Source organism: Pseudomonas nitroreducens (assembly GCF_014204515.1).
Taxonomy (GTDB): Bacteria; Pseudomonadota; Gammaproteobacteria; order Pseudomonadales; family Pseudomonadaceae; genus Pseudomonas; species Pseudomonas nitritireducens_A.
The window spans coordinates 104,640-116,767 of record NZ_JACHLI010000021.1 but is presented as its reverse complement, the minus strand read 5'-3'; the positions used below and the strand labels follow the sequence as shown (position 1 = coordinate 116,767).

Here is a 12,128-nt window from a genome sequence, read left to right as displayed (position 1 = left end):
AGCACCGCACCGGAAGCCCCGAGCATTGGCGGCGTCTACGACGACGTCGGCGTCAAGCAAGGCGAACTGGCCCGTGGCGAAGTGACCGACGACCGCAAGCCGACTCTTACCGGCACTGCCGAGGAAGGTTCGCTCATCGAGATCTTCGACAACGACGTCAAGCTGGGCGAAACCCGCGCCGACAGCAACGGCAACTGGACCTTCACGCCTGCTGAAGAACTGGCCCAAGGCGAGCACAGCTTCACCGCTCGTGCCACCGACGCTGCCGGCAACCTGTCCGATGCGTCCGACGCCTGGGATCTGGTGATCGACTTCACTCCGGCCACGCGTCCGGTGATCGAGTCGGTATTCGACGATGTGGGTCCGCTGACCGGCAACCTGCACTCGGGCGATGTCACCGACGATACCCGTCCGGAACTGTCCGGCCGCAGCGACCCGAACGCCACCGTGATCATCTACAACCGCGGTGTCGAAATCGGTCGCGTCGAGGCCAACGATGAGGGGCACTGGAACTTCACGCCCACGGCTGACCTCGCCACCGGCGAATACAGCTTCACCACCGTGGCGATGAACGCTGCCGGCAACTATAGTGCGCCGTCCGATCCGTTCGAGCTGATCATCTTCCCCGGCGATGGCCCGACCCAGGTCGCTCGCGTATCGGAGATGGGCAAGGACTCCGGCTACGGCAAGAACGACTTCGTCACCAACAACGGCAGCTTCGGTCGACTCATGCACGGTTCCCTGAGCAGCGAGTTGACCGCAGGTCAGAAGCTGGAGGTTTCCACCGACGGCGGCCGTACCTGGTTCAACGCGCTCGTCAATGGCACCAGCTGGGCCGTGCAGGACCTGAATGACCACGCCGGCAACTGGTCCATCCAGACCCGTGTCGTGGATCAGCAGGGCAACTCGGGTTATGTCATGCAGCAGACGGTCGTCTATGACAAGACCGCCGCCTCGGCTCCGACCTCGCTGCACCTGGAGAACGGCGCGCTGGACATCACCTTCAACGCCGCTCAACTGGTAGCCGGTGATCGCCTGGCGATCATCGTCAACGGTGGCCCGGCTCGCTTCGAGCACACGCTGACCCAAAGCGACATCGACGCAGGCGCGGTGCACCTGGATGTCGGCTCGGCCCAATGGGTGAGTGCCGCGCTGGTCGACCAGGCCGGCAACATCTCGGCCTACACCAACACCGCCGGCGCGCCCAACGTGATCTATCAGATCACTGGCGACGTGACCGAGGTCTACGGCCTGGCCAACGCCTCCACCTTCACCCTCAGTGACGTGAGCCTGCTCGACAAGATCAGCCTCATCGAAGGTAACGGTGGCAACGACACCCTGCGTCTGACCGGCGCCAACCAGGTGCTGGATCTTTCCGCCTGGCAGGGTCGCCTGAGCTCGGTCGAGATCATCGACATCACCGGTTCCGGCGACAACACCCTGAAACTGTCGCTGGGTGACGTCCTCGACCTCGGCCACCGCAGTGCCTTCATCAACGATGGCGCCGTGCAGCTGGCCGTCAAAGGCAATGCCGGTGACAAGGTAGTGCTCAGCGACCTCCTGCCCAACGGCATGGACGTAGGCCACTGGGAACTGCTGGGTGACGTGACGGCGGCGGGTATCGCCTACGACGTGTACCAAAGCACCGAGTTCGCCGTTGAGCTGCTCGTCCAGCAAGGCGTCGCTGTTCAGGCGTAACCATCGTGGGGCTCCTCGTGAGCCCCACCTTTCGATCGCTACCAGACTTCCTTCCCGCCGGGAAGGAAGCCTCCAACCAAGGAGTACTCGCTCATGAAACCAGCAGTCTGCAACAAGGCCACTTTCGCGCTGGCCGCCCTGCTGCTGTCGGCGCTGCCCTGCGCATATGCGCAGACCAGCGAAGCCCCCCAGAGCCCGACCTACGGCGCTCCCTACCACCCCGCGCCGACGGCCGCTGCCGACCAGGCGCAGGTTATCTACTACCGCCCCATGGCCCAGCTGGAAAAGCCCGTCGGCGCCAACGTCTACCTCGACGGCCACTTCCATGCGTCGCTCCTGCCGGGCAGCTTCACCCTGTTCTGCGTGCCTGCCGGCCAGTACACCCTGGGCGCCTACCAGAACGATGCGCCGCTGTATCGCGGCAAGAACGAAGGGCTTTTCCGCGCCCAGCTGGACGCCGGCAAGACCTACTTCGTGAAGGTCACCGAAGACGGCCATGGCGCACCGGTTTCCGTCGAGCGTCCGGAAGCCGAGCAGGCCCTGCTGGGTGCTCGCGAACAGTCGTACACCCTCTCCCGCGCTTCCACCGAGGCGTGCAAGTCGCTGGCGGCCAAATAATCGACGGCCAGTCCCAGCCACCTGCCACTCCCCCGCGTTCCCTCCCTGCTCTCTACTCTCTCCTTCCCCCGCCCTCCCAAACGTCAGCGGCCTCTTCCCGAGGCCCTGCACGCCCCACGAAAACCGTCCAGACCCCGAGTCTCGTACTTGTACTAACCAAACGAAGGACTATTCGGATTAGCCAGACAGACGCTTCTGCACGCCAAATTTAAAGTTCTGACACGCCAAGAGAAGCACTCACGAACAAGTTCGCCTGCTTCCACCGGCAACGAAAACAGCGGCCTCCCACCCGGTCGCCCAGTCAGAACCCAGAGGACCAGACAGATGTCGTCGGAACACAACCAACAGCAGACTTCGGCAGAAGCCCTGACACTGCCCCCACCTACCAGTGTCCTCGATACGCTGCTCGAAAGCGTCCTGTGGATGTGCAAGCACCAGGGCGTTCCGCGCTCTGCCGAAAGCCTCTGCGCCGGCCTGCCCAAGGCCAGCGTGCTGTCGCCCTCCCAGGCCCAGTCGGCCCTTGAAAGCGCCGGCCTCACCAGCGGCATCGTGCGCCGCCGTGCCCATGAATTCTCCCAGCACCTGATGCCGGTCATCCTGCTGCGCAAGGATCACGGCGCCGCGGTGCTGTTCAGCTCCCGTCGCAATGACGAAGGCAAGCTGATCTACCAGGTCATGCTCCCGGAAATGGGCTGCGACACCCGCGTGGAAATCTCCCACGAGGAACTGTCCGGCTGGTACTCCGAGCACGCGATCCTGGTCAAACCCAGTGCCAAGGTCGATACCCGCGCCGGTGAGGAAACTCCCAAGTCGGTCGGTCACTGGCTGTTCAGCACCCTGTGGCGCTATCGCCGCTACTACCGCAGCGCGGCCATCGCGACGGTCATCGTCAACCTGCTGGCCCTGGCCAGCATCTTCTTCACGATGAACGTCTACGACCGCGTCGTCCCCAACCAGGCGTATGTCACCCTGTGGTCGCTGGCGATCGGTGTTGCCGTGGCCATGGGCTTCGAAGCGATCACCCGCTACCTGCGAGCGCACCTGCTCGATGTCGCCGCGAAGAAAGCCGACCTGACCCTGGGTTCGCGGCTTTTCCGCCAGGCGCTGGGCGTGCGCATGGAGCACAAGCCTGCTTCCCCGGGCGCCTTCGCCAACCAGCTGCGCGAATTCGAATCGGTGCGGGACTTCTTCACCTCGGCCACGCTGGCCGCCCTCGCCGACCTGCCGTTCGTGTTCCTGTTCATCGGCGTGGTGTTCGTCATCGGTGGTCCGCTGGGCTGGGTCTGCCTGCTCATGGTCCCGTGCATCCTCGCCATCAGCGTCGCCATCCAGTGGCCGCTGGCCCGCATCATGCGTGAGAACCTGCGTGAGTCCTCGCTCAAGCAAGGCGTCCTGCTGGAATCCGTGGAAGGCATGGAAACCCTCAAGGCCGTCGGTGGCGAAGGCTACATGACCCGTCGCTGGGAATCCTTCAGTGCCGCCGCCGCGAGCACCTCGATGAAGTCCCGGCAGATGACCAGCACCGCCCTCAACATGGTCACCTTCCTGCAGCAGCTGCAGACCGTCGTCCTGGTGGTCATCGGTGTCTACCTGATCGGCTCGGGCGACCTGTCCCAGGGCGCGCTGATCGGTACCGTGATGCTCGCCGGTCGTGCCACTGCTCCGCTGACCCAGGTAGCTGGACTGGCCGTGCGCTTCCAGCAGGCCAAGGCCGCACTGACCAGCCTGAACCGCCTGATGGGCATGCCGCTGGACCGTGAGCCGGAGAAACAGTACCTGCAACAGCCGTCCCTGCAAGGTGAGCTGCAACTCAAAGGCGTCGAGTTCTCCTACCCGGCCCCGCCGGACAAGCCGAACCCGCCGGTACTGGGTGGCCTCAACCTGACCATCGCTCCGGGTGAGCGAGTGGCCATCCTCGGCAAGATCGGCAGCGGCAAATCGACCCTGCTGCGCCTGATGGCCCGCCTCTACCAGCCCACTGGCGGACAGATGCTGATGGGCGGCCTGGATGTCGCCCAGATCGACCCGGCCGACTGGCGCAACGCGGTGGGTTATGTCGGCCAGGAAGCCCGCCTGTTCTACGGCACCCTGCGTGACAACGTGATGATCGGCCGCCCCAACGCCTCCGCTGACGAGCTGCTGCGAGTGCTGCAACTGACCGGGCTGGACCACATCGCCCAGAAGCACCCGATGGGCATCAACCTGCCGATCGGCGAAATGGGCGAAGGCCTCTCCGGCGGCCAGCGCCAGCTGGTGTCCCTGGCCCGCAGCCTGCTGGCCAAACCCCAGACGCTGCTGCTCGACGAGCCGACCAGCGCCATGGATACGCAGACCGAAGCGATCTTCATGTCGCACCTGGTCAGGGCCACCGAGGGCCAGACGCTGGTCCTGGTTACCCATCGCACCTCGCTGCTCAACGTCGTCGACCGCATCGTCATCGTCGATGACGGCCGCATCGTCGCCGATGGCCCGAAGAACGAAATCATCGCTGCCCTGAGTGCCCCCGCAGACCAGGCAGCCCAAAGCGCGCAGCCCGCCCAGAGCAAGGCCGCGCCCCAGAGAACGGCCGCTGCCGAACCCGCTGCCCGTGCTGCACGCTGAGGAATACTGAAATGATCACTGCATTGAAGCGCCCGTTCTGGCGCACCTCCAAGGAAGCACCGCTCAAGGCTGGCGATGCCGCCTTCATGAGCGACCTGCGCGAGTCCCTGCTCGTGCAATCGACCCCCGGCTCCCGCGCCGTCATGTACCTGATCGGCGCGCTGATGATCGCCGGCCTGACCTGGGCGAACTTCGCCCGCGTCGAGGAAATCACCCAGGGCGAAGGGAAGATCATCTCCAAGAGCCGTGAGCAGCTCATCTCCAGCCTCGAAGGCGGAATCATCGATGAGCTCCTGGTCCGCGAAGGCGATGTCGTCGAGAAGGGCCAGGCGCTGATCAAGATCAACCCGGTGCGTGCTCAGTCGACCTACCAGGAGATGTACACCAAGCTGATGGGCCTCAAGACCATGATGGCCCGCCTGCAGGCGGAAGCCTACAACCTGCCGCTCTCCTTCCCCGACGAGGTCAAGGGCGAGAAGTTGATGGTCGAGCAGGAAACCAATGCCTACAACGCCCGCAAGCAGTCCCTGGACTCCAGCGTCAGGGCTCTGCAGAACAGCCACGACCTGATCATGAAGGAGATCGCCCTGGCCGAGCCGCTAGCTGCCCGCGGGCTGCTGTCGGAAGTGGAGCTGCTGCGCATGCGCCGCCAGGCCAACGAGCTGAAGATCCAGATCGTCGAGCGCAAGAACCGCTACCAGGGTGAAGCCAACTCCGAGCTGGTCAAGATCGAGCTGGAAGTGGCCCAGACCGCCGAGGGGCTGGTCGGGCGCAAGGATGTCCTTGAGCGCACCGTCCTCACCGCTCCCGTGCGCGGCACCGTGAAGAACGTCCGCGTCAGCACCATCGGCGGCGTCATCCAGCCCGGCCAGGACATCATGGACATCGTCCCGCTGGAAGAGCAACTGATCATCGAAGGCCAGATCAAGCCGCAGGACGTCGCCTTCCTCCGTCCGGGACTGCCCGCCGCGGTGAAGATTTCCGCCTACGACTACGGCATCTACGGCGGCCTGAAAGGCACCGTCGTCTACATCAGCCCGGACACCCTCCAGGACGAGAAGAAACTCGCCGCCGGCCGCCCCGACGCCACCTACTACCGCGTGCAGGTACTGACCGACACGAGCTGGCTGGAAGCCGCGGGCAAGCGCCTGCCGATCATCCCGGGGATGACCGCCACGGTGGAAATCCGCACCGGTGAAAAAACCATTCTGGACTATTTGCTGAAACCGATTTTCAAGGCGAAAGAAGCCTTCCGCGAGAGATGACAGACATGAAACCGACGACTATCAAACAGGCATGGAGCAAGAACACTGTGTCGCCCGTGCAAGCACTTTGCGTCAGTCTGACGGCTGCTGTTCTCTTCTCGGCGGAAGTCGCCTTTGCCCAGAACATCGAGAAGACCGTCAACCTGACCCCGGCTCGTGATGTGGTTCTGGTTGCCGCCAAGGACACGCCGCAAGCGGCACCGGCCCGCCCCGTGCAGGCTCAAGCCGTGCAACGGGCCCAGGCGCCGACCGCTGCCGCTGCGGCGAGCACCCGGAAGGTCAACCCCGAGACCCTGAAGAACGCTGACCCGCAAGGTTCCGTGCGCTTCTCCGAGTGGCTCAAGGACAACCCCGAGGCCGCGCGCCGGCGTTCCCAGAGCCAGGTATCCGAAGGCGAGATCCGCACCATCCTGGCCGGCGCACTGGACCGCGCCATCAACCAGAGCCCGCTGCTGCGCCAGAGCCAGGCCGAGCAGGCAGCCGCCCAGGCCGATGTGCGCGAAGCCCAGGGCCAGCGCCTGCCGCAGATCGACATCGGCGGCAACAGCCGTCCCCTGGCGGTCGGTGGCAAGAACGAGACCGGCAGCAACTCGCAGGCCGTCACCATGAACATGACGACCAACGTCTTCGACTGGGGTCGCACCAGCAACACCATCGACAGCCGCAAGCAACTGAGCGCCGCTGCCGACCAGAAGTACCTGGTGGACATGGAAACCCTGGCACGGGATGTCTCCACCACCGTGGTGGAACTGGAGAAGGGCCGCCGCATCAGCGCGATCGGTCAGCAGTACGTCGAGCGCATGAGCACCCTGGTGAGCATGCTCAGCGAGATCGTCACCTCCGACCGTGGTCGTGCCAGCGAACTGACCCAGGCGCGTGCGCGCCTGATGGAAGCCCAGGCGAGCCGTGATGCCTCGCAGGCACGGGTGCGTGACACCGAGATCCGCCTGCGCAAGCTGGTGGGCGATGCTCCGGTGGTGCTGCCGACCAACGATCTGTGGGCACTGCAGGCCGCCAACCTCGACAAGCTGCTGGCGTCTGCCAACGACCATCCGGCGCTGCGTCAGACCGAGGCCGAAGCGACCGCTGCAGAACTGCATGCCAAGTCCCTGCGCGCCGGCGAAAAGCCGCAGTTCAACTGGGTCGTCAGCAAGTCCACCGGCGAAGACCAGCTGGGCCGCGAACAGCCCTGGCAGACCATGATGACGGTCAGCTACCCGCTGTTCCGTGGCGGCTCGTCGCGGGCGGCACGCGAGGCCGCGACCCTCCGGGCGAGCGCCGAGCGCGAGAAGAAAGCGCAACAGCTGCAGGACCTGGAGTTCGATACCCGTACCGCCGAGCAGGATGCGAAAACGCTGCTGGCCAGGGCCGATCTCTACCGTGATCTCACCACGGAGACCGACAGCGTGCGCAAGGCGTTCTTCGAGCAGTGGTACCACCTGGGCCGTCGCACCCTGCTGGACGTACTGATTGCCGAAAGCGACCACAACAACAACCGCATCAATGAAGTTTCCAACCGCTTCGATGGCTACCAGGCCGTGCTGAAGTCCTATGCCAGCGCCGGTCAGTTGAGCTACTGGCTGCGCGGTGGAGTGAGCGTTCAGTGAGCAGCCGAACCCGGCAGGGGAAGTCAGAGACCACGGTTTTCTGACTTCCCTTATCCCGCCAAGGCGCCATTGCGTACAAGTCCTACTGGGACCCGACGTGGATAGTCATAAACTATCCGTCAGCTAACGAGCGCCGCTCTTGCACTCGGAGAAACCATGAAAATCAATATCATCATTGCCGATGACCACCCCGCCCTCATCATGGGGGTCGTGCACGAACTCTCGGCAATCCCGACGCTCGATATCGTCGGTAAGGCCAGGAATTCCACCGAGATCATCGATCTGCTCTCCGCGCATAGCTGCGACATCCTCATCACGGACTACGTGATGCCCGGCGGCAGTGCCGGAGACGGCATGGCCATGCTGTCGTTCTTCCGTCGCCGCTACCCGGACCTGAAGATCATCGTCTTCACGACCATCGACAACTCCGCCATCGTCGGAGAGATCCTCAAGCTCGGCGTCGGCTCCGTGCTGAACAAGGTCGACGACCTGGGCCATCTCATTTCCGCTGTGCATGCCGTGTATGCGGGGGCCACCTACATATCGCCGACGCTGCGCCTGACCACGCAGCAGGCCGCCAGGGACGGCAACGGCCAGATGGCCAGCCATCCGCTGACGCGCCGGGAGTCCGAAGTCATTCGCCTCTACGTCGCCGGGCTGTCCATCAATGACATCGCCAACCAGCTCAAGCGCACCAAGCAGACCGTCAGTTCGCAGAAGGCCAGCGCGATGCGCAAGATGGGCATTACCCGCGATGCAGACCTGTTCCGCTTTGCCTTTGAAACAGGCCTGCTCGACTCCGCGCATCAATCTGAAGGTGGCAACAGAAACATCCAGATTGACGACAGCGAAAGCAAACTACTTGCATGAATTGCGAGTGCAACAGGTCGCCTTGAATCACGCCAGGGCGACGCAAATCAGATAAATAGAATTGGGGAATACAATGCGCAAGCCAAAGAATCGCGCAGTTACTGAAGCTTTATTGAGCTTCTCTCAATTGAGCGATGGTGAGCAGACAGCATTTATTTCTACGATGAACTGCTTTCTGCTTGCATCGAGCAAGCGCCGGAAGATGTATATCGAGCAATGGGAGATTGAACAGGGGGCGCTCAAGAAGAGCAATGACAGCCTCGGGCATGCCAACGGCTAGTCCTGCGGCCTTGCGAGCATTCGCCATGGCCTCGTACGGCAGCCCGCCTGCGGGTTCTGGGCGGCAGTCGGACTGATCCGGGAGCAGGGTTGCCCAGCTACGGCTGACGCGGAACCTGACGACGGCAGCCGCGCTCGCGAGGCCGTGCCGTCACGCTGTCGTCCGGGCGCAAGGCGTCAAATCGATCGAGAGAAATCCCTGGGTGCGAACTGGTACACACACCGCACCCACTGACAAGTACTAATCACCCCGTACTTGTCCTATTCTTTGCACAAACCCCTGCAAGGAATAGGACATGTCAGCTCTCAAGCTCTGGCCGCTATTCGTTGCCTCACTACTGGCCCTGCCCGCCTGCTCCACTGCCGTGCGGCCCGTCCCTGCGGAAGAGGCCACACCCGGTTATTTTCCCGTCAGTTCCGCGGGCGCCCTGCCCAGCCTCTACTTCGGCAGCGCCGTGCAGTGGAATGAGCACTACGCCGTGAGCGCGGCCCACATCCCGTCCCTGGCCAATGTGGCCCACCGCTGCAGCACCGGCTGCGACCTGGTGTTCATTCGTCGAGAAGCCCAGGGCGCACTTCCCCTCTGGAGGCCGGCGGTGACTGGCGAGTCCCTGGAAGCCGTGGGCCAGAGCCCGTTCTTCGAGACCGTCAAGGGTGTCGGGACCAGCAAGGCGCAGCGCGTACGCCTCAATGGCAGGAATGACCGCACCGCCTATGCCCTGGCCGATGCTCCGGTCGTGGAGGGGATGTCCGGCGGCCCGATCTATGGCCGCGACGATGCCGTGGTCGGCATCACCGTGGGAACCTACACCTCCACGCTGCCCTCCCCCATGAAGAGCGCCGACAATGAGCCGCTCACGGTGTATGTGCCCTACGATGTGGTACTGCGGGAATGGCAACTGTTCGCCAGGACGCTGGCCAGCAAAGGCCAACTTCCCGGCAGAATAGCGAGCGATGGCTGATGCATCGCGGGGCTGGCCTTGGGGCTGCTGCGCCCATGAAGGCATTCGTCACCAGCACTGAAGCCTGACGATCCGCGCTCGCTCAGAAGCCACCTCACGCGCCGCGATCGAACAGCAGCACCGCCTCCAGCCCGCCGCCGTCGCGGTTACGCAGCTCCAGCCGGCCATGGTGGGCCGCCGCAATGGTCTGGGCGATGCTCAGGCCCAGGCCGTAGCCGCCGGTGGAACGGTTGCGCGATTGCTCCAGGCGGTAGAAGGGCTCGGTCACCCGCTCCAGCTGTTCGGCAGGAATTCCCGGCCCACGGTCCAGCACGCGGATGCACAAAGCCTGCGCGCTGTCCTCGACCAGCACCTCAGCGGCACCGGCATAGCGCACGGCATTCTCCAGCAGGTTGAGCAGCGCCCGCTGCAGGCTCAGCGGGTAGCCGGCCAGCGGCTGCAACGCACGGCCGGACAGAGAAACCCGCTCGCCCTGCTCCTCGAAATCCGCCTGCAGGCTCTGCAGCAGCGCGTTCACATCAAGGTTCTGCCGTGCCTCGTCCAGATCGCTGCCGCTGATGAAATCCAGGGTCGCGGTGACCATGCCTTCCATGTCGTCGAGGTCCTTGCGCATCTTCTGCCGCGCCGTTTCGTCGGCGAGCATCTCGGTGCGCAGGCGCAGACGGGTGATGGGCGAGCGCAGGTCGTGGGACACCGCGGCAAGAAAGCGCATGCGCTCACCCAGGTTGTGGATCAGCCGCTGCTGCATGGCGTTGAAGGCACGGGCGGCGCGGCGCACTTCCAGCGGGCCTTCCTCGGGCAGCGGCGGGCGCTGGATGTCCTGGCCCAGGCCCTCGGCGGCGCGCGCCAGCTTGTCCAGCGGGCCGATGGCCAGGCGCACCGCCAGCAGCGCCAGCAGCACCACCACGAGGATGCGCAGCAGGTACAGGCGCAGCAGGTAGTCCAGCGCCACGTCGAGGGTCGACTGGCTGCTCCAGCCCTGCCCTTCGACCATGGCGATGCGCAGCCAGCCGCCCTCACCCAGCGGCGCTTCCAGCAGCAGGTGCGCTTCCACGCCGTTGCCGACGAACAGCCCGCTGAGGCCGCTGCGCTGGCCGGCACTGTCGCGCAGCTCCACCCGCAGCAGGCGCAGCCCCTGGGGATCACCGCCCTGGTCGCGCACGGCACGGCGCAGCAGGCGTTCGGCGGTGGCATCCGGCGGCGCACCCGGCTCATCGGCGACACTCAGCAAGCGCGCCTCGAACCCTGGGCGAGCGAGCGCGCTCAAGGCCTGCGCGAAGTCTTCCGGGCGCCGCTGGTGCAGCTGCTGCAGGTCGGTCAGCCGCGCCGCCGCCAGGCGCAGGGGAATCTCCAGCGCCTGGGTATGGCGCACGTCGTACCAGATGCTGCCGGTGAGCACCTGGGCGGCGATCATGCCGCCCACCAGGATCACCACCAGCCGCCCGAACAGCGTGCGCGGCCACAGGCGCATCAGGCGCTCACCACGTCTTCGGCGGTGAGCATGTAGCCCTGGTTGCGCACGGTGCGGATCAGCTTCGGCGATTTCGGGTCGTCTTCCAGGTGCTGGCGCAGGCGGCTGACGCAGACGTCGATGGCGCGGTCGAACGGCAGGCGTTCCTTGTCGAACACCTGGCGCAGCAGGAAGTCGCGGCTCAGCGGGCGATTGGGATGCTGCAACAACAGGCGCAACAGGCGGAAGTCCGAGCCGGCCAGGGCGATGCTCAGGCCAGCCGGCGAGCGCAGGTGGCGGCCGCGGGTGTCCAGCTCCCAGCCGGCGAAGCGCAGGGTCGCCGCCTCGTCCACCTGGGCGCGCTGCGGGAAGCTCTGTACCCGGCGCAGCACCACCTTGATCCGTGCCAGCAGCTCGCGCGGGTCGAAGGGTTTGGGCAGGTAGTCGTCGGCGCCCATCTCCAGGCCGATGATGCGGTCGATCAGGGTGCCGCGGGCAGTGAGCATGATCACCGGCACGTCGCTGCGCGCGCGCAGGTCACGGCACAGGGTCAGGCCGTCCTCGCCGGGCAGCATCAGGTCGAGCACCACCAGGTCCACCGGCTGCACTTCCAGCTGGCGCTGCATCTCGCGGCCATCGGCGGCGGCGGACACCTGGTAGCCCATGCCCTTTAGGTAATCGGCCAGCAACTGGCGGATCTCGGGGTCGTCATCGACGACGAGGATGTGGTCTGGCCTGGACATCGGGAAACTCGCGGCGGGTCGCTATCGTTCCCGCT

Annotated in this window: 10 protein-coding genes; 8 read left to right on the top strand and 2 right to left on the bottom strand. The window is 64.9% G+C overall.

The genetic code is table 11. The annotated features are described in order from the left end of the window. The 8 genes from HNP46_RS23195 to HNP46_RS23160 form a co-directional block, all read left to right on the top strand. Positions 1-1,698 (top strand): Ig-like domain-containing protein (locus HNP46_RS23195; protein WP_260403242.1); only part of this gene is annotated, 1,698 nt, incomplete at its 5' end. 93 nt (positions 1,699-1,791) lie between these two features. Next, on the top strand, positions 1,792-2,316 hold the full coding sequence (locus HNP46_RS23190) for a hypothetical protein (protein WP_184593665.1): 525 nt from the start codon (positions 1,792-1,794) through the stop codon (positions 2,314-2,316). Between the two features lie 324 nt (positions 2,317-2,640). After that, complete coding sequence (locus tag HNP46_RS23185; RefSeq protein WP_184593663.1) at positions 2,641-4,917, top strand: type I secretion system permease/ATPase; 2,277 nt, start codon at positions 2,641-2,643, stop codon at positions 4,915-4,917. A gap of 11 nt (positions 4,918-4,928) precedes the next feature. Further along, positions 4,929-6,182 carry an HlyD family type I secretion periplasmic adaptor subunit gene (locus HNP46_RS23180; protein ID WP_184593661.1) on the top strand — a complete coding sequence of 418 codons (1,254 nt, stop codon included), beginning with the start codon at positions 4,929-4,931 and terminating at the stop codon, positions 6,180-6,182. Positions 6,183-6,187: 5 nt separating this feature from the next. Beyond that, complete coding sequence (locus HNP46_RS23175; protein WP_184593659.1) at positions 6,188-7,789, top strand: TolC family protein; 1,602 nt, start codon at positions 6,188-6,190, stop codon at positions 7,787-7,789. Positions 7,790-7,945: 156 nt separating this feature from the next. Further along, complete coding sequence (locus HNP46_RS23170) at positions 7,946-8,659, top strand: response regulator transcription factor (RefSeq protein ID WP_184593657.1); 714 nt, start codon at positions 7,946-7,948, stop codon at positions 8,657-8,659. A 73-nt stretch (positions 8,660-8,732) separates the two neighbouring features. Continuing rightward, positions 8,733-8,939 carry a hypothetical protein gene (locus tag HNP46_RS23165; RefSeq protein WP_184593655.1) on the top strand — a complete coding sequence of 69 codons (207 nt, stop codon included), beginning with the start codon at positions 8,733-8,735 and terminating at the stop codon, positions 8,937-8,939. 295 nt (positions 8,940-9,234) lie between these two features. Then, positions 9,235-9,900 carry a S1C family serine protease gene (locus tag HNP46_RS23160; protein ID WP_184593653.1) on the top strand — a complete coding sequence of 222 codons (666 nt, stop codon included), beginning with the start codon at positions 9,235-9,237 and terminating at the stop codon, positions 9,898-9,900. 94 nt (positions 9,901-9,994) lie between these two features. Here the strand turns inward: HNP46_RS23160 and HNP46_RS23155 are convergent, their stop codons facing one another. Both HNP46_RS23155 and HNP46_RS23150 read right to left on the bottom strand, forming a co-directional pair. Further along, the gene (locus HNP46_RS23155; RefSeq protein WP_184593651.1) at positions 9,995-11,371 is read right to left on the bottom strand and encodes an ATP-binding protein; all 1,377 of its coding nucleotides are present in this window, start codon (positions 11,369-11,371) and stop codon (positions 9,995-9,997) included. Then, on the bottom strand, positions 11,371-12,093 hold the full coding sequence (locus tag HNP46_RS23150; RefSeq protein WP_184593649.1) for a response regulator: 723 nt from the start codon (positions 12,091-12,093) through the stop codon (positions 11,371-11,373). The genes HNP46_RS23155 and HNP46_RS23150 overlap by 1 nt, the downstream gene beginning before the upstream one ends. Positions 12,094-12,128 lie beyond the last annotated feature (35 nt).

Excerpts from the sequence above, each read along its gene's own strand:
- HNP46_RS23170 (WP_184593657.1), top strand. The coding sequence starts at position 7,946 with ATGAAAATCAATATCATCATTGCCGATGACCACCCCGCCCTCATCATG.
- HNP46_RS23175 (WP_184593659.1), top strand. The coding sequence starts at position 6,188 with ATGAAACCGACGACTATCAAACAGGCATGGAGCAAGAACACTGTGTCG.
- HNP46_RS23150 (WP_184593649.1), bottom strand. The coding sequence starts at position 12,093 with ATGTCCAGGCCAGACCACATCCTCGTCGTCGATGACGACCCCGAGATC.
- HNP46_RS23165 (WP_184593655.1), top strand. The coding sequence starts at position 8,733 with ATGCGCAAGCCAAAGAATCGCGCAGTTACTGAAGCTTTATTGAGCTTC.
- HNP46_RS23160 (WP_184593653.1), top strand. The coding sequence starts at position 9,235 with ATGTCAGCTCTCAAGCTCTGGCCGCTATTCGTTGCCTCACTACTGGCC.
- HNP46_RS23185 (WP_184593663.1), top strand. The coding sequence starts at position 2,641 with ATGTCGTCGGAACACAACCAACAGCAGACTTCGGCAGAAGCCCTGACA.
- HNP46_RS23155 (WP_184593651.1), bottom strand. The coding sequence starts at position 11,371 with ATGCGCCTGTGGCCGCGCACGCTGTTCGGGCGGCTGGTGGTGATCCTG.
- HNP46_RS23190 (WP_184593665.1), top strand. The coding sequence starts at position 1,792 with ATGAAACCAGCAGTCTGCAACAAGGCCACTTTCGCGCTGGCCGCCCTG.
- HNP46_RS23180 (WP_184593661.1), top strand. The coding sequence starts at position 4,929 with ATGATCACTGCATTGAAGCGCCCGTTCTGGCGCACCTCCAAGGAAGCA.